We start from the raw sequence: 22089 nt of genomic DNA on the forward strand, positions 1-22089 counted from the left end.
TTCATGGCACTGAACTCGGCGCTGGTGCGCGTCCCCGGCACCGGGGAAATCTCCCTCGCCCCACCCGGCACCCCCGAACCACCGGACGCCGCCACACCACTGTCCGCCGCGTGGAGGGGACTTGGACTGTCCACACGGGATGGGGTGACTTTGGCGCGGAAGGTGGAGAAGGAAGGCACCGAGCACTGGCAGCAGATCACCCCCGCCCGCTTCATATACAAATCCCAAGAGCTGACAGTGAAATCGGCGTTCCAGGAGACCAAAGCCGCCGTCCTGGACGCGTACTTCGGCGGGCTCACCTTCACCGAGACCGCCGCCGGGTCCAAGAAGTACCGCGCCGAGATCTCCAGCATCCCCAAGGACGACGTGCGGGCGCTGTGCGTGGACTGGATCGACCGGATCAGCGCCACCGAGATCTACCACCACCGACTGTTCATCCCCCGCGCCGACGTCTCCGAAACCGACGATGCCCAATGGTCCGGCCAGCAGGAAGCCCGCTGGGGCATGACCTTCGTCGCCCTCGCCCCCGTGGGCGGGTCCACCGTCCTCGCGGCCTGGCTCACCGACGACCCCGCCGTCATCGACACCACAACCACCACCCCCGCCCCGGCTGCGTCCGGGAACACCAGCAGGACAGGAGCATCCGCATGAGCAGTCGCCAACGCGCCGAAGCCACCGGCAAACCCGACACCAAGAGTTCCGATCTCGCCGTGATGTGGCGCGGCAAGCGATTCACGCTCCCGCGCGCCGAAGAGTTCCCGCTGGAAGCCCTCGAAGCCGAAGAGGACGGCAAACACCTCACCGCCCTGCGCATCATCCTCGGCGACACCCAGTACAGCACCTGGCGCTCACTGGCCACCACCGCAGCCGACGCAGAGGACTTCTCCACCAAGGTCATGAAGGAGCTGGGGCGGGGAAACCGCTGACCGTCGCCCAACTCCTGGGCGACACCACCACCGCCGACGCCCTCGAAACCGACCTACTCGCCAGAGGCGTCGACCTGCTCGACCTCTACCGCGGACACCTCACCTACCGACGACTCTGCGCACTCGTCACCCACCTACCCGCCGACGCCGCCGTCTGGCGCGCACACCACCCCGACGGCGGACACACCCGCGTCGAAATCCTCCTGGCCGCACTCGAACGCCGGATCACGATCCTGTGGGCCACCGTCGCCGCCGCCCTCGGCCAGCAAATCGCCGACGAGCACTTGGCCGGGCCGTTGGATCTCGGGACCACCGATGACAGGGAGGTGGAAACCGAGATTCAGTCATTGCGGGAGATCGCTCTCATGATGCGTAATGGTTGACCGCACCGCGTCAACTATTCCAAATGCCCATGTCGGGCATCAGCATAGGGCGACTGCGGTCAACCCTGCACCTAGTCAACCTTGGTAGGCTGTTGTGTAGCTACACGGTTTGAGTATCCGTCGTGTCAGCAACGACGGCCGGACCGGAGCGCGGCAACGCTCCAAGTCCGGCCGTCGAGTTGGTACAGCACGCTGCTGGGTTAGACGTTGATTACCTGGCCCAGCAGCGTGCCCCAGTGCGCGAGGGCAGCGCCGAGGGCGACGGTGAGCCCCACGCTGATCCTGCGGATCGTGCGGTGGCACTCAGGGCAGCATCCGTGTCCGCCTTTCACCTTTTCCACCTCCCTCCGGTTCTCGGGTGATCAGGTTGGTCAAGACTAGCGTGGCTACCCCCGGAATCCGGCGTTGAAGCCCTGATTCCGCTCCGAATCGAAGAGATCGGCGCGTACTTCTGCGTACCTTCTCCGTAATTTTTACTAGACTCTCTGGGCTGACCGCTGCGTGATCGAGGCCAGGGGCGTGGTGCCTCGTGGCGACGGTCGGTCATGCGTATCTCACGATCATTCCCTCGTTGCAGGGTTTGGGTCGTCATGTGCGGGATCAGATCCGCACTGCGGAGTCGGGTGCTCCGGCGATCAGTCTCACCGCGCAGGTGCAGACCGCCCTGCTGCGCGAGCAGCTTCGCGTCGCTGCCCGTGAAGGTGACCAGACCGCTGTCCGACTGCTCGCTGAGCTGGACGCCGCGCAGGCCGAAACCAGTTTTCAGGCGCTGGTTCGGCGGCTTTCGGGTGAGCAGGTCACTGTCCGGGTGGCGGTGGACCGCACCCTGGGTGCGGCGGTGCGCGGCACTGTGTCGTTGTCGCGGGGGCTGGATCAGGTCACCGCTTCGACGGTGCGGGCGACGGCGGTCACCGGGGCGGCCGTCCTGCGGTACGCCGCGCTCACCGCCGCCGTGGGCAACGCCGTGGGCGTGCTCGGTGGGTTGGGTGGTGCGGCGGCGACTGCGTCGGGGTCGCTGCTGCTGATTCCGGCGGCCGGGCTCGCGGCGGTCGCGGTGTTGCAGACCCTGAAGCTGGGCACGGAGGGTTTCACCGACGCCCTGACGGAGACGGACCCGGCGAAGTTCGCCGAGGCGGTGGGCAAGTTCGCCCCGGCGATGCGGGGGACGGCGGAGGCGGTGCGGGCGTTGCGCCCGGAGTTCACCGCGCTCCAGCTCGACGTCCAGGAGCGGCTGTTCGCCAACCTGGGGCGCGAGGTCACCGCGCTGGGTGCCCGGTACATGCCGGTCCTGCGGACCGGGACCACGGAGATCGCGGACTCGCTCAACGCGAGCGCGCGCGGGGTCGGGTTGTTTCTGCGGGAGGCCCGCACCGCCCGCGACGTCGCCACGATCTTCGACAACTCCGCGGTTGCCGCTGGTGAGTTGTCGAACGCGGTGCAGCCGCTGTTGCGGGTGCTGCGGGACGTCGCGGTGGTCGGCTCGGATTTCCTGCCGGGGTTCGCCGAAGCGTTCGCCGACAGCACCCGGCAGTTCTCGGCGTTCATCGCCCAAGCGCGGCAGACCGGGCAGCTTCAGCAGTGGCTCAGCGCCGGGTTGTCCACCCTGGGCGAGCTGGCCACGTTGCTGGGGAATCTGGTCGGGATCGTCGGCGCGGTCGGTCGCGCGGCGAACACCTCCGGTGCGTCGCTGCTGGCGACGCTGAACGCGGTCACCGCGGCCGTTCTGGGGTTCCTGCGCTCAGCGGAGGGCCAGACCGCGCTGGCGCAGATTTTCGGCGGTATCGCCGCGATCGCCGCCGGGCTCGCCCCGGTCCTGACCGCCCTCGGCCAAGCCGTGGTCACCTCGTTGGCCCCGGCCGTGGCGGTCCTCGGCCCGCAACTCGGCACCGCGCTGGCCGCGCTCGCCCCGGCGATCGGCCCCCTGGCACAAGTGCTGGGGGCGTTGGCGCCGCTGGCGGGGATCGTGGCGTTGGCGTTCGCGCAGATGCTCGTCCCCGCCGCCCAAGCCCTCGCCCCGATCGTCGCGGCGCTGGCCCCGGCCCTGGCCGTGGTGGCCGGGCTGTTGGGTGGGGCGGTCGGGCAGGCGATCACCGCCCTGGCCCCGGCCGTGCTCGGCCTGGCCCAAGCGCTCGCGCCGCTGGTGGTGGCACTCGGGACGCTGCTCGCGGGCGCGCTCGCCGAGACCGCGCCGATGCTCGCGCGGTTCCTGGTGGAACTGACCCCGATCATCGCGGCGTTCGGCGGGGCGTTCCTCCAGGCCCTGGGCGCGGTGTTGCCGGTGCTGGGGCAGTTGGCCGGGGTGTTCGCCCAAGTGCTGCTGGTCGCGCTGCGCGCGGTGCAGCCGGTGCTGCCGGTGATCGTGGCACTCATCGAGCAACTGGCCGGAGTCTTCTCCAATGCCCTGGCCACGGCGACACCGACTTTGGTCCAGATAGGACAGTTGCTCGGCGAAGTCCTCGTGATGGCGGTGACAGCGCTCGCGCCGATCCTGCCGCCGTTGGCGGAGGCGTTCTTCACCGTGGTCACCGCGCTGCTGCCGATCGTGCCGCCGCTGCTCTCCCTCGTCGGGGAGTTGCTGCCGCCGCTGACCGCGCTGGTGGTGGCGTTGGTGCCGGTCCTGGTGCAGGTCGCCCGGACCTTCGCCACCGTCGTCTCCGCCATCGCCCCGCTGATCGAGGTCCTTGCCCGGGTCCTCATGCCGATCATCCAGGCGTTGTTGGGCGTGGTCGAGCGGGTGTTCACCACGATCGGGTCGATCATCGCCGGGGCCATGCGCTACATCGGCGGCGTCATCGACCTGGCCATGGGGTTGATCACCGGGAACTGGGACCGGGCCTGGTCGGGGTTGCGGAACATGCTCGGCGGGATCTGGGACATGATCCGCGGCGCGGTCTCCGGCGGCCTCAACCTGCTGCTGCGGCTGTTCGTGGACCTCCCGAGCCGCATCCTCGGGGCACTCGGCAACCTGGGCGAACTGCTGGTCGAGGCCGGGAAGAACATCATCCGCGGCCTGATCCGGGGCATCGACGCGGCCTGGCAGTGGATCAAGGACAAGCTCAAGTCGCTGACCGATCTACTGCCCGACTGGAAGGGGCCGCCCGCCCGTGACCGGGTCCTGCTCGCCCCCACGGGGCGCATGATCATGGGCGGGTTCCTGCGCGGCCTGGAGGACGGCACCCCGGACGTGCGGGACTACCTCTCCGACCTGACCGACACCCTGCCCCTGGACCTCGACACCACCACCGGCACGGTCGGTGTGGGTGTCCGGCGGGTGCCCGCACTCGGCCCCACCGCCCCCGCCACGTCGGGTGTCGGCGGGTTGGGGGCGTGGGAAGTCTCGGCCGCCGTGACCGCCGGGGTCCTGGCCGCGCTCGACGGCGCGCGCCTGCGTGTGGACGGTGCCGGGGTCGCGCGGCTGGTCAACTCCACCAACGCGGCCAACGCCCGACGCTGACCCGCCCCCGGGGTGATGCAGCGTGCATCAGTTCCACCTGGGGCCGGTCGGGGCGCTGCGTCCGCTGCCGTCCCCCTCGCTCGGCAGCGGCCCGGACGCGACCGCGACCCGCCACGGCGCGATCCACCGCTCACTCGACGGGCGGGTCACCGTGGACAGGGTCGCGGTCAAGCGCACCTGGTCGCTGACCTGGCCCTACCTCGACCCCGACACCCACGCCTACCTGGACGCGCTGCACCACGGGTTGGTGGCGGGTCCGTTGTGGCTGGTCGATCCCGAGCGCCGCAACCGCCTGCCCCCGCACATCGCCGCAAGTGGGTCGTTCCAGCACACCACCACCGGGTTCTTCCCGAGCGCGGGCACCCTCGCCTGGACCACCGAGGTTCCGGTGCCGGATGTGCCGTTGGCGGGCGGGTTGGACTGGTCGGTCCCGGCTGGGGGCGGCCAGCTCATCGCCGACCCGTGTCCAGTGCTCCCGGGTGAACCGGTGTGCATGTCCGTGTGGGTGACCTCGACCGTCCTGCCGGTGGGGCTGCTCGTGGCCCTGTACGACGCCGCCGGGGCGTTCGTCTCGTTCGCCACCTCCCCTTCTCCAGCTACCACCCCGGAGACCGGGGCGCGGCTGTGGCTGACCCACACCCCCACCGCCCCGGCAGCCCTCGCCCGCCTGGCCCTGACCGCCGACTCGTCCACCAGCGGCGGGCGGGTGGCCACCACCGGGTGGCAACTCGAACCCGGCCTCACCCCGGGCGGGTGGGCGCCGGGTGGCGGCGCGGCCCACGTGGTTCCCGACGCCCTGTCCGCCGCGTATCCGGTGCCCGGTGCGCGGGCGACCACTCTCACTCTTCTGGAGGTCTGACATGCAGTACGCCGACGACCGCGCCCTGGCAGCCGCGGTCACCTTCCCCGACCGCACCCCCGTGGCGCGACTTGCGGCCGACTGGGCGCGTGACGGCCAGTACTCGCACCCGCTGTCAGACCTCTCGTCGGTGCTGGAGGCGGTGACCGTGGAACGGTCGATCACCGGGGACCTCCCCGCCGAGTGCACGCTGATCGAGGGCCACACCGCCGCCACCCTGACCGCCACCCTCGCCGGAGCACGCCCCGACGACCCCCTCGACATGGCCCGGATGCTGTCCCCCTACCGCCCGGACAGCCCACTGCGCGGCGTGTCCGTTGTCGACGTTCCGCTGTATCTGGAGTTGGGGTTGGTGACCACGGCCGGGCGGCGGCTGGTACGGCAGTTCACCGGCACCACCCGCGCCCTGCACCCCTCGGCCGCCGACCGCACGGTCACCATCGACGCCCTCGACCCGGCCGAACGCCTGCGGGCCGCGGTCACCCTGCCGGTGTGGGCCGCGTCCGAGCGCACCTACCGCAACCCGGCGATCTGGCCCTACCGCGACCGCACCAACACCCAATGGATCATCGACCATGTATTGCGGCGCAACGGGATTCACCTGTCCCCACCACCCCGGCCGGGGGTGTTGTGGGCGATGACCTGCCACGGCGGCCTGGCCCCCGACATCGGGTTCGACGCCTCCCTGATCATCGGCCGCAAGACCAGTGCGTCGGTGCCCGAGTTCGTCCCCGGCGCATACGGATTGGCCGCCAACGGCGGGCAGGACTGCTTCGCCTGGGGCAGCGGACGCACTATGGGGAAACCGTTCGCGCTTGGCAGTGGGCGGGCGCACCTGATCGAGTTCCACATTCACGCCGGGGCCGCCAACACCCTCCACCCGAACGCGGACGGCACGGTGCTGTCAGTGTCCACCAGCCTGGTCAAACTCGACGGCACCACCATCGACGCCGCCATCACCAGCGACGGGCAGCTTCAGGCGCGGATCTGGGACAACCCGACCACCACCCCCGTCCTGCGCGCCACCATCACCGGCCCAAGGATCACCGGGCAGGCCGCGTGGCACTCGGTCGGGCTCTGGATCTCTTATGACCACGCCACCCGGACCGTCACCACCCGCTGGCACCTCGACGGCACCCAGACCGGCCCGGTGACGCTGGCGTTGGAGCTGCTCCACCAGGTCACCGCCGCACGTGGGAACGTGCAGTTCCGCACGCCGCTGCCGGTGCAATGCCTCCAACTCGCCGAAACCACCACCATCCCTGCGGGTTGGGGCGCACCGCACGTCCCGCAGGCAGACCTGGACGTCGGGCTGAACTGGGTCACCGGGCTCCCCGAGATCGTCGGCGGCGACTCGTGGTCGCTGATCAAGCAGACCGTCGCCGCCGAATACGGGCTCGCCGCGTTCGACGAGCACGGCCGGTTCACCTTCCGCACCCGTACCCGGCCCAGGCCCGCGCCGGTCAAGTCCATCACCGCCGCCGTCGACCTCGGTGACCTGACGCCGTCGATCGCGCTGGACTCGGTGCGCAACGAGATCACCCACGCCTGCGCCCTCCGCCTGGAACGCGACACCGCGACCGTCTACACAGCCAGGACCCCGGACGAACTCGACACCCCGTTCGGCACCACCACCCGCACCCTCGTGCTCGACCACCGCTGCCGCATCAACACCACCGTGCTGCGGCACAGCCGCAGCACATGGGACGGCGACGTTCTCGGCGGCTACGTCTGCGTCAACCCGGCCACCGGGGCAGAGGTCGGCAACGTGACCGTCACCCTGACCGCGAACGACGACCAGGCCACCGCGCGGTTGGTGGTGTCCAACCCGAACCAGTTCACCGTCCGCTTCGCCACCGACGACCAACCCGCCTTCCGCATCGCCGGGAACCCGGTCACCGACGACCCCACCCACACCACCATCACCCGCGACCAGGCATCCGCGGCCCGCTACGGCCGCCGCGCCCTGGAACTGCCCGCCACCCCGTTCCACCAGCACCCCGACCCCACCACCACAGTCGCCGCCTCCCTCCTGGCCGACCTGGCCGACCCGGTCGCCGTCCTCGCCGAGATCCCCGTCCTCGGCGACCCCCGCGTGCAACTCGGCGACGTCGTCACCGTCGCCGACCCGGACGGGCTGGGCGGGCCGATCACCGCCGCCGTCATCGGCACCCGCCGCACCCACAGCATCACCGACGGCCTGACCGACTCGCTGACCCTGCGCGTCCTACCCACCTGACCACACCACCGGGGGTAACTCCACTGTGGACCCCTCCTGGCTCACCGCGACCGCCGCGCTGCTCGGCCCCCTCACCGGGGCAGTGACCGGTGCGTGGACCGCCCGACGCGGCGTGCGCGCCGCCCGCACCGCCGCCGACCAGCAATCCCTGTCCGCCCTGCACGCCGGATACCAGGCACTGCTGGCCGAACGCGCCACCTACACCCGCGACGTCCTCGCCGAACTCGCCGCCGTCAAAGCCGAACTCTCCGCCCTACGCGCCGAACACCTCACCGTCCTACGCGAACTCGCCGGACTCCGCGCGCACTTCGCACCCCACACACAACCCCCACCCACCCCGGCCACGCCGGACATCCCGAAAGAGCCCACGTGACCGACTACGGCATCGACCTGTCCCACTGGAACACCGTCACCGACTGGCACGCCGTGCGCGGCAACAACATCACCTACGCCAGCATCAAACTCACCGAGAACACCGACTTTGTGGACCCCGACGCGGCAGGCCACATCGCCGGGGCACGCTCGGCCGGGATCGTCCCCGGCGGTTACCACTTCGCTCGCCCCGGCAACATCCCCGCCCAAGTCGGGCACTTCGCCGCCCACCTGGAACGCCACCGACTCCTGAGCACCCCCGGGGCGCTCGCGCCGATGCTGGACATGGAAGCCCCCGAGCTACGCGGCCAGGCCAACAGCTTCACCGCGGAGTTCATCGACCGACTGCGGGCCGCGACCGGCATCGGCCGCGTCTTGGTCTACGCCAACCTCGACTGGTTCACCCACGTCCTGCGCCCCGGCCAGTGGGCCGATGAGGACGTGATGCTCTGGATCGCCCGCTACAACGGCGACCCCGGCAACCCCGGCTGGACCCACCCCCGCCTCGCCCTGCACCAACACACCAGCACCGGCACCATGCCCGGCATCCCCGGCAAGGTCGACCGCAACGCCACCATGACCGGCTGGTCGTTGGCCGCGCTCACCCTCGACGGCACCACCCCGGCACCCGGGCCGCAGCCGTCCGCGCCGGTCCCCGCCCCGCCGCCCGGACCCGGCGGCACCTACACCATCCAACCCGGCGACACCCTCACCGGCATCGCCCAGAAATTCGGCACCAGCGTGACCGCCCTGGCCGCGCTCAACCACATCCCCGACCCCAACCGCATCCTCGCCGGGGCCACCCTGCGCCTACCCGGACCCACCGCGCCACCACAGACCCGCCGCTACCAGATCCGCCCCGGTGACACCCTCTCCGGCATCGCCGCCCGACACGGCACCACCGTGGCCGCCCTCGCCCGCCTCAACGGAATCAGCGACCCAAACCGGATCTACGCCGGAAACTGGCTGACCCTGCCATGACACCCGACCCCGCACCCGACCCCACCGGGTCCTGGGTGCTGCTGCTCACCATCTGCGGCTGGCTCCTGATCAAAACCGCCGTCGCGTTCGTGCGCCTCTACGACCGACTCGACCACCTCCCACCCCACCCACCCGAAAGGATCTTCCACGTGACCCGTCATCCCCTCCGCGTCACCGCCTCCATCGTCGGCGGCCTCACCGCCCTCGCCCAGGGCCTCGTCGGCGCGGGCCTGTTCACCCCCGACCAAGGCAACGCCACCACCGGACTCATCGCCGCAGTCATCACCCTGCTCGCCACCTTCGGCCTGGTCATCACCACCGAACCCAGGATCACCCCCACCGCAGACCCCCGCGACCACCACGGCCGCCCCTTGATCCCGGCCGCGCCCGGCGCGAGCGACACCGCCTCGACCGACCTGCCCGTCTTCGACGTCGACTGACCCACTTACCGCACACCGCACTGAGGGAGCCCGATCCCCGGTGCGGGGGCGGGCTCCCTCAGTGCCGTACTCAGGAGACCGCACGTGCCCCACCCGATGCCCGATACCGGCTTCGTTGATCCCCGGACGGTGCTGACCTCGGCAGAGCTGGCCGCAGCCACGGCCAACGTTTCGGCGACCCCGCCGCTGTCCGCCGCACAGCTCGATCGGATCGGCGATATCTTCGCCCCCGTGGTCCGCAGGATGACCACCAGCTCCCTGCCAAGCCCCTAGCCGGCACCCCTCTGCCCCCGGAAACAGGCCGTAGGCCATGTCTCCGGGGGCAGCATGTCCGCCGCTCCACTCACTCTGAGGTGCCCTCACCCGACCGCCCAGCGGTCGCCGGGACATGAAGGAAGCCAGGGTCGATGGTCTCGGTTTCCAGGTCGGTCCGCCCCCTTTCCTTCTGGTGATACACACGGGGCCTCATGATCGCTCGCAGGACCTCCCGCTGCTGGGGCAGACTCAGTGCAGCGAACGCCTCGCGCGCTTGGGGGCCGACGACGTCCACCAACACGGGCGGTAGAGCCGCCCGCTCCGCTTTGCCTTCGGCGGTCTTGATCCGCTCGATCAGACCGGCCTCGATCGTCGCGAACGACTCACGAGTCACCTTTCCCGCAATAGCGTCCTGACGCCATCCCTCCAACTCCGCGCGCAGAACCTTGGCGTCATCCTGGGCGGCCTGCGACCGGACCACACTGTCCTTGATCTTGAAGATACGGGTGGCGTCCTTACGTTCCAGAAGCTGCATGGCCTGCTCGGTCAGCCATGCTTCCAACTTGTCCTTCGGTCGCCTCACGTGCCCGGTGGCGCACCGCATTGCCGCTCCCTTGGTGTCGACGCGCTCTGCGATCATCCGGTTTTGACAGATGCCGCACCGGGCGATGCCCACCCACAGGTGCCGGACTCGGCTTCCGTCTCGGACGGGTTTTCGGCTCGGGTCGCCGAGCCGCGCCTTGAGCACGGTGTGCTCGTCCATCGTGATGATCGGTTCCCATTGCGGGTCCACCAACTTCATCGTGAAACCGCCCTGCCCGTCGGGAACCTTGACCATCATCGGCTTGCCCTGATGCATACGGATACCTGCGGCGATATCGGACAGCACCATCATCCGCACCTGTGACCCGGACCATGGCGCGGGCAGAATCCAGGGAACTCCCTCGCGGTTGAGTTCGCGCCCGATCTCCGTCGGCGACTCGCCCTGCTCCACCCGAATCGCTATGCGTTCCGCCAACTCCGCAGACTCAGGATCGAGCCGGGCCAGAAAACGCATCCACTCGTGCGGCACCGCGTACTCGGTGACGATCTTGTTGACGCGATCCGCGTTCCACAAGTGGCCGCGAGGACTCGGCACGCCTCGCCGGTTCAGATCCTTGGCGATCGTGGTCAACGGCTCGGACGCCATCACCCGATCGACCATCTCACGCATGACCTTCGCATGGTCCGGGTCGATCACGAGACCCAGCGATTCCCCCGTGTCCGGGTCGAACTGGCGGCGGTAGCCGTAAGGGGTGGGACCAGCGTGCTTGCCCGACCGCGCCCGCTTCCGCACACCTCGACGCACGTGCGTCGAGGACGTGTCCGACGCGCCCTCGGCTTCCACCGCGTCTCGCGCCGTCGCCTTCCGATCGGCCGGATCGCTCATATCGTAGATCCGGCCACCATAGGCCCACAAAGCCCCAGTCTCGATGCAGATCCGCCGCAGCTTCACATACACCTCAAGATCACGCTGAGCACGCGACGAGTCGAACGTCCACAACAGATGGACCCGACCCGACTTCAACTCCTCCAGCGCCCGCTCGTAGTTCTGACGGGTCTGAGTCGCATACAACGACGCCGAAAGATTGTTGTCGTAGAACGTTCCACCATTGACGATGCCGTGCTCATCGAAGAACTCGTCGCCCTCGTCCTCCTGCGACCTGACCGAGATCGCACGCCCCAACGCATCCTGCGACGCCCGCAGATACTTGATCCCGATGACCTCGCCACTGAAGTTCGGCCACCGCTTTCGCAGCTTCTCTAGCAGATCCTCCCGCATACAAACAGCCTAAGATGGAGGGCAGCCAAGGCCGCGCTCGACGCGTTCACCAGGGCGTGGGCTGTGGAGTTCGGCGCGAGCGGCATCCGGGTCAACTCCGTGGCCCCCGGTTTGATCCGCACCGAGCAGGCGGTGGCCTCGGTCGGCGAGCAGTTCGACGAGCTCAGCCGGAACACCCCGCTGGGCCGGGCGGGGACGACGGCGGAGATCGCCGAGACCGTGCTGTTCCTGGCCTCGCCCCGGTCGAGCTTCATGACCGGGTCCATCCTGACCGCGGACGGCGGCCGCACCACGGCATGACGGGAGACCGCCCGAGCCCGACCATCTTCGGCGCCTTCGCCACTGGGCGGGGTGCGGCCCCCGCACCCCGCCCAGGTGGCGGCTCCGGCGTCACTGGCTCGGCCAGCGGGTGAGGGCCAGGGTGATCGTCGGCTGCGGTTTGCTGTCGCTCACCTGCCCGAACGGCGGTCCGAGCTTCCTGATCTCCGCGGCCACCACGGTGTTCTCGTCGGTGATGACACAGAGCACCTGGCCGGTGCGCATGGTGTGGATCGAGCGGTAGTCGCCGATCGGATCGCGCCGGGCGGCGGCCTCACACTGGTCGCGGGTCGGGGTCGGCCCCTCGGTGAACAACCCGACCGCCCCCTGCGAACCCGGATAGATGTTGCCGTCGCAGTCGTCGTACTCGAGGTCGGCCTGAGCGCTCTCCTTCTCGCCCGGGGTCACCTGAATCGGATCGTCGAGGTGCACGTCGACTCCCGCCGACGCTCCGCAGCCCGGTGGCGGCACGGTTATCTCGTCCTTGACCGGCGCGGGCTCGACCGGACGGGGCGAGTCCAGGGTGGTCGTCGCCGACTCGCCCGCGCTCGGCGGCGACGACACCGACGGCGGCGCGGCCGATCCGGTCGGCTGCGCCTTGTCCTTGCCCGACTCGGCGGCGGGGGGATTCGAATCGGCGCTCATCGCCGCGAACGCGGCTATGCCCACCACGAAGAACACCACCGCGGAGACCGCCCAGCGCACGCCGCGACGAGGCTTGCCACCCGCGTCGGCCGAGTTCCGCGAGGTGAGTTGCCTGACCGCCACGATTCCCTGCGGGACACTGACCAGGAGAGTCGCGACCATGATCAGCGCTTCCCATGACATAACAAGTGATCTTAGCCACTTTCGATCACCGACGCGGCGGCACTCAACCCGGTCGCGCCGTCGTGGGCCGGGAACTGGCACGATCGACCCACCATGACGCTCACCGCACGGCTGCCCGCCACCCCCGAACCCGACGACCTGTTCGACGCCTTCGCCACCTGGGCGGGCGATCAGGGCCTGGCCCTGTACCCCGCCCAGGAGGAGGCCCTGATGGAGATCGTCTCGGGGTCGAACGTCATCCTCAGCACCCCGACCGGCTCCGGCAAGAGCATGGTCGCGGTCGGGGCGCACTTCACCGCGCTGGCGCACGGCAAGCGAACCTTCTACACCGCGCCCATCAAGGCGCTGGTCTCGGAGAAGTTCTTCGCGCTCATCGAGACCTTCGGCGCGGAGAACGTCGGCATGATGACCGGCGACTCCAGCGTCAACGGGACCGCCCCGATCATCTGCTGCACCGCGGAGATCCTGGCCAACATCGCCCTGCGCGACGGCGCGGACGCCGACGTCGGCCAGGTCGTCATGGACGAGTTCCACTTCTACGCCGAGCCAGACCGCGGGTGGGCGTGGCAGATCCCGATCATCGAGCTGCCCAGGGCCCAGTTCATTCTGATGTCGGCGACGCTGGGGGACGTCAGCCGGTTCGAGACCGACCTGACCCGGCGCACCGGCAGGCCGACGGCGGTGGTCACCTCGGCGGAGCGGCCGGTGCCGCTGTTCTACTCCTTCGGGCTGACGCCGCTGACCGAGGCGCTGGACGAACTGCTCAGCACCAACCAGTCCCCCATCTACGTCGTGCACTTCACCCAGGCCGCGGCGCTGGAGCGGGCGCAGGCGCTGATGAGCATCAACGTGTGCACCCGCGCGGAGAAGGAGCGGATCGCGGCGCTGATCGGCGACTTCCGGTTCTCCTCCGGTTTCGGCAAGACCCTGTCGCGGCTGGTGCGGCACGGCATCGGGGTGCACCACGCCGGGATGCTCCCCAAGTACCGGCGGCTGGTGGAGCGGCTGGCGCAGGCAGGCCTGATGAAGATCGTCTGCGGCACCGACACCCTCGGCGTCGGCATCAACGTGCCCATCCGCACGGTCGTGTTCACCTCCCTGTCGAAGTACGACGGCGTGAAGACCCGCCTGCTCAAGGCCCGCGAGTTCCACCAGATCGCCGGGCGCGCGGGCCGGGCGGGCTTCGACACCCTCGGCACGGTCCTGGTCCAGGCCCCCGAGCACGTCATCGACAACGAGCGGACCCTGGCCAAGGTCGGCGACGACCCGAAGAAGCGGCGCAAGATCGTGCGCAAGAAGCCCCCGGAGGGCATGGTCTCCTGGGGCCAGCCGACCTTCGAGCGCCTGGTCGCCGCCGAGCCGGAGCCGCTGACGTCGAGCTTCCAGGTCAGCCACTCGATGCTGCTGAACGTGATCGGCCGCCCGGGCGACGCGTTCGCCGCGATGCGCCACCTGCTCACCGACAACCATGAGGACCGCCCCGCGCAGCGCAAGCACATCCTGCGCGCCATCGCGATCTACCGCGGCCTGCTGGCGGCGGGCGTGGTGGAGAAACTGGACGAGCCCGACGAGCATGGCCGGACCGTGCGCCTGACCGTCGACCTGCAGTTCGACTTCGCCCTCAACCAGCCGCTGTCCCCGTTCGCGCTGGCCGCGCTCGACCTGCTCGACCGCGAGTCCCCCAGCTACCCCCTGGACGTCCTCTCGATCGTGGAGTCCACTTTGGACGACCCGCGCCAGGTCCTCAGCGCCCAGCAGCACAAGGCCAGGGGCGAGGCCGTGGCCGCGATGAAGGCCGAGGGCATCGAATACGACCAGCGGATGGAACTACTGGAAAACGTCACCCACCCCAAACCGCTGGCGGAATTGCTGGGCGCGACATTCGAGACCTACCGCCGCGGCCACCCCTGGGTCGGCGACCACCAACTCTCCCCCAAGTCGGTGGTGCGCGACATGTACGAACGCGCGATGACCTTCACCGAGTACATCTCGTTCTACCAACTGGCCCGCTCGGAAGGCCTGGTCCTGCGCTACCTCGCCGACGCCTACCGCGCGGTGCGGCAAACAGTGCCGGATGAAGCGAAAACCGAAGAACTCGGCGACCTCATCGAATGGCTGGGCGAATTGGTCCGCCAGGTCGACTCCAGCCTCCTGGACGAGTGGGCGAAACTCACCAACCCGGACACCGGAGAACTGACCTCCCCACTCGACGAAACCCCGCCTGGGGTGACCAAAAACCCGCGCGCGTTCCGCGTCCTGGTCCGCAACGCGCTGTTCCACCGGGTCCAGCTGGCCGCCCGCCGCGCCTACCGCGAACTCGGCGACCTCGACGCCGACTCCGGCTGGGACGCCGAGGCATGGGCGGACGCCCTGGAACCGTATTTCGAGGCGCACAGCCAGATCGGCACCGGCCCGGACGCCCGCGGCCCGGCGCTGCTGATCATCGAGGCAGAGCCGGAACGCTGGCTGGTCCGCCAGATATTCGACGACCCGGCAGGCGACCACGACTGGGGCTTCACCGCCGAGGTCGACCTGGCAGCCTCCGACGAAGCAGGCACAGCAGTCCTCCACATCACCGAAGTGGGCGAACTATGAGCACAAGAACCACCAGGCACTCGACAAAGCGGAATAGGAAAAAGTGGAATAGGAATAGGAGCAGCAGCCCGCCATCCTGCCAACGAAGCCCAACGCTGCCAGGCGCTCGATGGGGTGGAGTGGTTTCTTCGGGGGAGATGGAAGATCGCTAAGCTGGCTCCGCGCGTGTGATGCCGAAGGCTTCCCACCCGTTCTTCACACGGCGATCTTCCTTCGTAGGGGCCCCGAAGAAACCACTCCACCCCATCGAGCAACCCCCCACGACCCACCCCGGGAGCCACCCCACCCCATCGAGCGAACAACCAAGAGCAAAGGACCCAGCATGTCCCGCGGCGACGGCGACCGAATCGTGCGATGCGCACTAGGCCACGTCCACTGGGGGCGCTACGGGGCGGCAGGCCTGCTGCCGGTCCACGACGGGCACGTCCTGTTGCAGCAACGCGCCTGGTGGACCCCCGGCGGCAACACCTGGGGCCTGTTCGGCGGCGCGCGGGACAGCCACGAGGACGCCATCACCGCCGCCCTCCGCGAGACCGCGGAGGAAAGCACCCTCGACCCCACTCTCGTGCGCCCCCACGGCGTCCTGCGGGAAGACCACGGCCGCTGGGCGTACGACACCGTGATCGGAACCATCGACGCCCGCCCGGAAGTCCACGCGGCATCGTCCGAGACCCGCGCCGCCGCCTGGGTTCCCATAGACCAGGTGACGGACTGGACCCTGTTCGCGCCGTTCGCCGCGTCCTGGCCCCGGCTGCGCGAATGCCTGCGCCGCCCGCTCCTGATCATCGACTGCGCCAACGTCATGGGCTCCCGCCCGGACGGCTGGTGGCGGGACCGCAACGGCGCCGCGGCCCGCCTGCGCGACAACCTCACCGCGCTCGCCACCACCGGTCTGACCGCTCTCGCCCCATTCGACCTCGCCTACCCCCGGATGATCCTGGTGGTCGAAGGCCAGGCCCGCGGCATCGCCCCGACCGAGCACGTCGAGATCGTCGACGCCCCGCGCGACGGCGACGACACCATCGTGGAAACCGCCGCCGCCCACCGGACCGAGCCGCGCCTCGTGGTCACCGCCGACCGTGAACTCCGCGAGCGGTGCGTCGAGGTGGGCGCGGAGGTCGCCGGCCCCGGCTGGCTGCTGGCCCAGCTCACGTGATCAGCGGCCGATATCCAGCTTGCCGATCCGGTTGGAGGTCAAGAGGCCGAACCACACCGCGTCCGGCTGGTGCACGTTGATGTCGCACGGATACGACGCCGACGACGGCGTGCTCCACATCCGCACCTCCCGGGTGACCGGATCGAACCGGGCGATCTGGTTGCCGAGCCCGAACAGGGCGGGAAAGCTCACCGCGAAGTAGATTTTCCCGTCGCCCGCCTCAGCGATAGGTCCCGGCATCGGCAGCGGATTGCCGATGCCGCCGACCAGCAGGCCGTCCAGAACGCTGCTCAGCAGACCGCCGACCCCCAGCAGCGGGTACTCGGTGATCCGCCCGCCCGGCTCGATGCGGGCGATCTTCATGCCGAGCGCCTCCGCGACCCAGATCGACCCGTCCCGCGCGGTGCGGACGCCCACCGGGAACGACGCCGGGGTCGGCATCGTGTACTGGGTGAACCGGTGGGTGTCGACGTCGAGAGTGGCGACCTTGTTCATCTGCGGCAGGTCGAACACCACCGTGCGCCCGGGCCCCGGCTTGATGATCCCGAACAGCGCGCCGACCTGGCCGAGGATCTCCCCCGGCACCCGGTGCTTGCTCCACGCCCCGGTCACCGGGTCGTACCGGCCGATCGAGTCCAGGCCGCCGAGGGTGAACCACAGGGCGCCGTCCGGTCCCAGCGCGAGGTCGTTGGCCAGGCCGAGACCGGTGTGCAGCGGGATGCCCAGCGGCGTGGCGGTGAAGGCGTTGGCCCACGGCAGCGGCAACTCGGTCATGCCGCCGTCGCGGGTGTCGACGCGGAGCAGGCTGTTGCCGGTCACCTGGGGCAGCCACAGGTTGCCGTCGCGGTCGAGGTCCATGCCGCCGGGCACCGACAGCGGCATCGGCGTGGTGAAGTTGTCGAACCGCCCGGTGGCCGGGTCGAACCGGGCGACCTGGCTGCTCAGGTACTGCTCGACCCACAGCGCGCCGCGGTGGTCGAACTCGACCTCGCACACGCCGCCGATCGGGATGGCCGAGGGAACCGGGCCGTACTCGGTGATCGGTCCGGCCGCCGCCGCGACCGGGGCCCGCACGAGCGCCGAGGCGACCAGGGCCGCAGCGCCGAGGCGGAGCCACCGGTGCCGGTGCCGTGCGAAGTTCGCCATGTCGCTCCTTCGAGTCGGCTTTGATCGAGGATAGGGATCTCCGCCCGGTTGAGGCGATCGCCTCAACGGGTGGGCCGATCGGCCCACCGGGTGGAAACCGCGGGCGACGGGACAGTGAACTCTGGTCGGCGCGTCGCCGACACCGGCGGGGCGAAGGCGATTTCCCGCGATACTCGGGCAATCGAGGCTCGTGCGGTATGGGAGACACTGGTGGATCTGGACCTGTTCGCGTTCATTCTGGCCCTGATCGGTGTCGCGATACCGATTTTCGCCTTTTTCTGGGAGTTCGTCCTCGTCCGCCGCAAGCGGCTCGGATACCGAATGCAGATGGACACCTCGGCGCTGGACGAGATCGGCACCGGGCACGCCGGAATCCTGGCGGCGATGACCCAGAAAGACGGCAAGCCGCTGACCGACCCGTCCTTCGTCCTGGTGCGCATCGAGAACGACGGCGTGACCGCCATCGATGAAAGCGACTACCAGGTCCTCGCGGATGTCAAGGCGGGCGTGCGCATCAGGTTTCCCGGCCGGAAAGTCGCCGGGATGGTCGTCACCGAACTCAGCGACCGCAAGCTGGGCAACAACTTCGGCAAGGAATCCGGGCTGGACACCGGCCAGGAGACCAGCGACGCGGACGGGACGACCGGCATCATCGACCTGCCCAAGGTGCCGCTGAATCCCGGCGACCACTACAAGGTCCTGGCCATTCTGGAGCGGGTGGGGAAACCCGGGGAGCCCCGGGTCGAGGTGGGCATCAAGGGCGGGGTCGCGAAGGAGACCGAATCGCGCACCGGGACGCCCCGCCGGGCATCGCTGCTGATGGTGTTCATGGCTGTGATCATCCTGGCGCTCGGCGGCGTCATCTGGTTCAGTCCCGGAACGCCGCTGGACTGCGCGACCGGGAAGCTGCGGCTCGTCGGGTCGACCGCGTTCGAACAGGTCATGCGGGAAGCCGCGAAGTCCTATGCGGACACCTGCGGGAGCGCCGAGTTCGACTTCGATTTCCACGGCAGCACCGCCGGTCTGCAAAAGCTGGCCGAGGCCGGGGAAAACAGCGAGAAAACCCCGGAAATGGTGTCTTTCACCGATGGGGCCAAGGACGACACGCAGCCGATGCTGCTGCCCCGGCCGGTCGCCTTCCTACTGTTCACGATGGTCGCCAACAAAGAGGCCGGGGTCGCGGACCTCACCCTCGACCAGGTCCGGCGGCTTTACGCGGGACAGATCTCGAACTGGAAGGAGATCGGCGGCCGGGACGTGCCGGTCGTCCTGGTCAGCCGCAAACCAGGGTCCGGCACGCGCGGCACTTTCCAGCGCCAAGTGCTCGACGGCAAGCGGGAACCGGCGACCAATTCCGACAACTGCCGCACCCAGGACAGCGGCGGCGAGCCCGGTGTCACCCGCTGCGAGCAGGACCGCACGGAGGATTTACTCGACATCGTGGCCGAGGTCCCCGGCGCCATCGGCTACGCCGAGTTCGGCGCGGCGTCCGGCCGGGCGAAAGACGTGACGGCGGTCCGGATGGCGGGCCAGGAGGCCGCCCTGAACGCGGCCGTCCACGGCGCGTACCCGTTCTGGGAGACCGAATACGCCTACACCTACGGCGAGCCCCCCGCGAACTCCCTGACCGCGAGCTTCCTGCGGTACCTGACCAACCAGGTGGGCAAGGACATCATCCGCTCACACGGCAACCGCCCCTGCGACGAGTTGCAGAACCCGGTGCTGTGCAGGCCCGCCACCTGAGGTCTCCGCCAAGGCCGCGGCCTTGACTTCAAGTCGACTTGAACTGGAACAGTGCGGTTGCCACATCCGAACCGCACGAGGGAGACCACCGTGGACACCGCACGCACGACCGTGGGGAGCGAGCCCGCCGACCAGACCGCGCTCTGGAACGGCGTCGCCGGGCAGGCCTGGGTCCAGGCCCAGGACCTGCTCGACCAGATGTTCACCCCGTTCGAGAACCTGCTGGTCGACGCCGTGCTCGCTCAGTCGCCCACCGCCGTCTTGGACATCGGCTGCGGCACCGGCGGGCTGACCACCGCGGTCGCGCGGGCGCTGGGCGCCCGGAGCCGCTGCGTCGGCGTGGACATCTCCGAGCCGATGATCGGCGCGGCGCGGGCGCGGGCGGACCGGGAGAACACGCGGGCCGCCTTCGTCCGAGCCGACGCGCAAACCCACGCCTTCCCGCCCGGGGACGCCGAAATGATCATTTCCCGGTTCGGCGTGATGTTCTTCGATGATCCGGTCGAGGCGTTCGCGAACCTGCGCCGGGCCGCTGCGGACGGCGCCGGACTCCGGTTCATCGCCTGGCGCGGCGCCGGGGAGAACCCGTTCATGACGACCGCGGAGCGCGCCGCCGCGCCGCTGCTGCCGAACCTGCCCGCCCGGAACCCGGACGCGCCGGGCCAGTTCGCCTTCGCCGACGCCGACCGGGTGCGCGGCGTGCTCGCCGAGAGCGACTGGGCCGACATCGACATCGCGCCGCTCGACGTGGTCTGCGCGCTGCCCGAGCCGGACCTGGTCCGCTACCTGACCCTGCTCGGCCCGGTCGGGCGCGCGCTCCACGACGCCGACGAGCGCACCCGCGCCCTGGTGATCGACACGGCCCGCGCCGCGTTCGCGCCGTTCGCGCACGGGACCGAGGTCCGCTTCACCGCCGCCTGCTGGCTCGTCTCCGCGACCGCGTCGCCCGCGTGAAGAAGACGGACACCGAGCGACCCGGAGATGGCGGACTGGTGTCCGATAGCCGCGTGACGGGACGCGGCCGCCGGGTCAGAAGTCCGCGTTGACGCAGGCCAGGCGGGGACCGGCGACGCCTGCCTGGCCGGGCTCGGTGTGGGTGTGGTCACGGTGGATGACCAGCGAGCCCGCCGGGCGGTCGCCGAAGCGCCACCGCACCTTCGCCGTGGCGACCGCCTGGCCGTGCGGGCCGGTGACGAAGTCGAGCCAGACCTCGTTCTCCGGGTTGGCGTACGCGGGGTCCACCGACGGCGTGACCGGGTCGGGCTTGTTCTGGAAGTGCGGGCCCGCGTCGGCCGGGTCCGGGCCGCAGGGTTTGGTGTGGACGTGCGCGCCGTAGTGCCGGTTGGGCAGCAGGCCGTGCACGATCAGCAGCACGACAGTCGTCTTGCCGGTGGTGAACGGGATCACGGCGGCGCGCGAGCCGACCGGAACCATGTTCGGGTCGTAGGTGACCGCGTCGGCGCCCGCCCGGTAAAGCTCGAACGCGCCCGACCCCGACGCCGAGGCGGGCGTGGTGGAAGCGGCCAGCAGGCACAGCGCCGCGGCCGCCGTCAGCAGTGATCGCATACACCGATCCTGGCACTGCCTGCCAAGCCCGCGGTCACCGCCCACCTGAAATCACATCATGGGGTGACAAAGATTAACGGGAGAAGAACCGTCATTCGGTGTGGCGGCTCTCCGGGATCACGATGATCGGGCGCTCGCGCCGCGGCTCGTGGTCCACCGCGGAAGGGTCCACCACCACCGAGTCGACAATGATCGTCTCCCGCCTGCCGTCTGCCACCGCGCGCTCGGCCCGGCGGACCACCCATCGGCGGACCAGCGCCCTGGTCGGCGGCAGGAGCAGCAGCAGGGCCAGCGCGTCGCTGATGAAGCCGGGGACGACGACCAGCACGCCCGCCGCGGCGATGAGCATCCCGTCGACCAGCTCGCGCTGCGGGGCGCGGCGGGCGAAGAGAGACTGTTGCAGGGCGGCGAGCGTCCTGGCGCCCTCGCGGCGCAGCAGGGCCGTGCCCAACAGGGTGGCCGCGACGAGCAGAGCGATGGTGGGGAGGACTCCGATGAGGTCGCCGACCGTCACCAGCACGGTGATCTCGGCGACCATCGCCAGCAGCAGGATCAGCAGGACGGGCACGGCGGGCGCTCCTCGCGGGATGTGATTCGATGGCACCGGGTTCAACGAACGAACCCGCGGAAACGATCCCGAAGCCCTGTTCCCCCAGGTCAGGGGTATAATCAGCTGGATAGCGACGCCGTCAAGACCACGTGGCCTTCACCACGGGCCTCGCTTGGCGTATCCCGGATACGTCGATTTCACACTATTGTCATGAGAACCCCCCGGATGACCCCGGGGATTACCCACGCGCGGTGATCGCTGCTCCACACCGGAGACCCACTCGATCGCCGCGATCGGCTGCACATCCGCCAGTGTGTGTGCCGCCACTCCGCACGATGAGGTGCGCTCCACCGCCCGAGCCCGGGCGAACTTGTCGCCGCACGTATGACGCGACACCGGGCCGAGTGGACGGTGAAGGTGCCCCCTGCGGCCTTTCCCCGCCTGCTTTGACCACGC

General features: G+C 69.7%; 21 protein-coding genes. 14 read left to right on the forward strand and 7 right to left on the reverse strand.

Annotated features, from left to right (window positions below; translation table 11 throughout):
- Window positions 1-3: 3 nt before the first annotated feature.
- Window positions 4-651 carry a phage tail tube protein gene (locus BLS56_RS03445; protein WP_139190493.1) on the forward strand — a complete coding sequence of 216 codons (648 nt, stop codon included), beginning with the start codon at window positions 4-6 and terminating at the stop codon, window positions 649-651.
- Window positions 648-926, forward strand: coding sequence for a hypothetical protein (locus tag BLS56_RS03450; protein ID WP_091448056.1), 279 nt, complete (start codon window positions 648-650; stop codon window positions 924-926). The genes BLS56_RS03445 and BLS56_RS03450 overlap by 4 nt, the downstream gene beginning before the upstream one ends.
- 134 nt (window positions 927-1060) lie before the next feature.
- Here the strand turns inward: BLS56_RS03450 and BLS56_RS31210 are convergent, their stop codons facing one another.
- On the reverse strand, window positions 1061-1210 hold the full coding sequence (locus BLS56_RS31210; RefSeq protein WP_175482644.1) for a hypothetical protein: 150 nt from the start codon (window positions 1208-1210) through the stop codon (window positions 1061-1063).
- Window positions 1211-1509: 299 nt separating this feature from the next.
- A complete protein-coding gene (locus BLS56_RS32695; protein WP_267463888.1) occupies window positions 1510-1641 on the reverse strand; it encodes a hypothetical protein in 132 nt (43 codons plus the stop codon).
- A 260-nt stretch (window positions 1642-1901) separates the two neighbouring features.
- On the opposite strand from BLS56_RS32695, the gene BLS56_RS03460 reads away from it, so the two are divergent.
- The 7 genes from BLS56_RS03460 to BLS56_RS03485 all read left to right on the forward strand — a co-directional run bounded on the left by BLS56_RS03460 (window position 1902) and on the right by BLS56_RS03485 (window position 9927).
- Window positions 1902-4763 carry a phage tail protein gene (locus tag BLS56_RS03460; protein ID WP_091448058.1) on the forward strand — a complete coding sequence of 954 codons (2862 nt, stop codon included), beginning with the start codon at window positions 1902-1904 and terminating at the stop codon, window positions 4761-4763.
- Window positions 4764-4785: 22 nt separating this feature from the next.
- Window positions 4786-5622, forward strand: a complete 837-nt coding sequence (locus BLS56_RS03465) for a hypothetical protein (protein WP_091448059.1) — start codon at window positions 4786-4788, stop codon at window positions 5620-5622.
- A 1-nt stretch (window position 5623) separates the two neighbouring features.
- Window positions 5624-7861 carry a hypothetical protein gene (locus tag BLS56_RS03470; protein WP_091448061.1) on the forward strand — a complete coding sequence of 746 codons (2238 nt, stop codon included), beginning with the start codon at window positions 5624-5626 and terminating at the stop codon, window positions 7859-7861.
- Between the two features lie 25 nt (window positions 7862-7886).
- The gene (locus tag BLS56_RS30375; RefSeq protein WP_139190494.1) at window positions 7887-8234 is read left to right on the forward strand and encodes a hypothetical protein; all 348 of its coding nucleotides are present in this window, start codon (window positions 7887-7889) and stop codon (window positions 8232-8234) included.
- The gene (locus BLS56_RS03475; protein ID WP_139190495.1) at window positions 8231-9214 is read left to right on the forward strand and encodes a LysM peptidoglycan-binding domain-containing protein; all 984 of its coding nucleotides are present in this window, start codon (window positions 8231-8233) and stop codon (window positions 9212-9214) included. Before BLS56_RS30375 ends, BLS56_RS03475 begins: the two co-directional genes overlap by 4 nt.
- A complete protein-coding gene (locus tag BLS56_RS03480; RefSeq protein WP_228771312.1) occupies window positions 9211-9654 on the forward strand; it encodes a hypothetical protein in 444 nt (147 codons plus the stop codon). Before BLS56_RS03475 ends, BLS56_RS03480 begins: the two co-directional genes overlap by 4 nt.
- A gap of 84 nt (window positions 9655-9738) precedes the next feature.
- On the forward strand, window positions 9739-9927 hold the full coding sequence (locus BLS56_RS03485; RefSeq protein WP_091448065.1) for a hypothetical protein: 189 nt from the start codon (window positions 9739-9741) through the stop codon (window positions 9925-9927).
- Between the two features lie 70 nt (window positions 9928-9997).
- On the opposite strand, the gene BLS56_RS03490 is transcribed toward BLS56_RS03485, so the two are convergent.
- Window positions 9998-11731: a recombinase family protein gene (locus tag BLS56_RS03490; RefSeq protein WP_091448067.1), complete on the reverse strand. Its 1734-nt coding sequence runs from the start codon at window positions 11729-11731 to the stop codon at window positions 9998-10000.
- Here BLS56_RS03490 and BLS56_RS03495 point away from each other — a divergent pair.
- On the forward strand, window positions 11720-12031 hold the full coding sequence (locus BLS56_RS03495) for an SDR family oxidoreductase (RefSeq protein WP_091448069.1): 312 nt from the start codon (window positions 11720-11722) through the stop codon (window positions 12029-12031). The two genes, BLS56_RS03490 and BLS56_RS03495, sit on opposite strands and share 12 nt — an antisense overlap.
- 90 nt (window positions 12032-12121) lie before the next feature.
- Here BLS56_RS03495 and BLS56_RS03500 read toward each other — a convergent pair whose 3' ends face one another.
- A complete protein-coding gene (locus BLS56_RS03500) occupies window positions 12122-12877 on the reverse strand; it encodes a hypothetical protein (protein ID WP_091448071.1) in 756 nt (251 codons plus the stop codon).
- 93 nt (window positions 12878-12970) lie between these two features.
- On the opposite strand from BLS56_RS03500, the gene BLS56_RS03505 reads away from it, so the two are divergent.
- Both BLS56_RS03505 and BLS56_RS03510 read left to right on the forward strand, forming a co-directional pair.
- The gene (locus tag BLS56_RS03505) at window positions 12971-15472 is read left to right on the forward strand and encodes a DEAD/DEAH box helicase (protein WP_091448073.1); all 2502 of its coding nucleotides are present in this window, start codon (window positions 12971-12973) and stop codon (window positions 15470-15472) included.
- Window positions 15473-15794: 322 nt separating this feature from the next.
- Window positions 15795-16628 carry an NUDIX domain-containing protein gene (locus tag BLS56_RS03510; RefSeq protein WP_091448075.1) on the forward strand — a complete coding sequence of 278 codons (834 nt, stop codon included), beginning with the start codon at window positions 15795-15797 and terminating at the stop codon, window positions 16626-16628.
- On the opposite strand, the gene BLS56_RS03515 is transcribed toward BLS56_RS03510, so the two are convergent.
- The gene (locus BLS56_RS03515) at window positions 16629-17774 is read right to left on the reverse strand and encodes a Vgb family protein (protein ID WP_228771314.1); all 1146 of its coding nucleotides are present in this window, start codon (window positions 17772-17774) and stop codon (window positions 16629-16631) included. It abuts the gene before it with no gap.
- Window positions 17775-17984: 210 nt separating this feature from the next.
- Here BLS56_RS03515 and BLS56_RS03520 point away from each other — a divergent pair, with 210 nt between their 5' ends.
- Window positions 17985-19517, forward strand: coding sequence for a substrate-binding domain-containing protein (locus BLS56_RS03520; protein WP_228771315.1), 1533 nt, complete (start codon window positions 17985-17987; stop codon window positions 19515-19517).
- A gap of 90 nt (window positions 19518-19607) precedes the next feature.
- Window positions 19608-20471: a class I SAM-dependent methyltransferase gene (locus BLS56_RS03525; protein WP_228771316.1), complete on the forward strand. Its 864-nt coding sequence runs from the start codon at window positions 19608-19610 to the stop codon at window positions 20469-20471.
- Between the two features lie 75 nt (window positions 20472-20546).
- On the opposite strand, the gene BLS56_RS03530 is transcribed toward BLS56_RS03525, so the two are convergent.
- Window positions 20547-21083 (reverse strand): superoxide dismutase family protein, encoded by a 537-nt coding sequence (locus tag BLS56_RS03530; RefSeq protein ID WP_091448077.1) that lies wholly within the window; start codon window positions 21081-21083, stop codon window positions 20547-20549.
- Window positions 21084-21174: 91 nt separating this feature from the next.
- Window positions 21175-21651 (reverse strand): FxsA family protein, encoded by a 477-nt coding sequence (locus BLS56_RS03535; RefSeq protein WP_091448079.1) that lies wholly within the window; start codon window positions 21649-21651, stop codon window positions 21175-21177.
- Window positions 21652-22089: the final 438 nt, after the last annotated feature.

The sequence above is a fragment of the Actinokineospora iranica genome, assembly GCF_900101685.1.
GTDB lineage: Bacteria > Actinomycetota > Actinomycetes > Mycobacteriales > Pseudonocardiaceae > Actinokineospora > Actinokineospora iranica.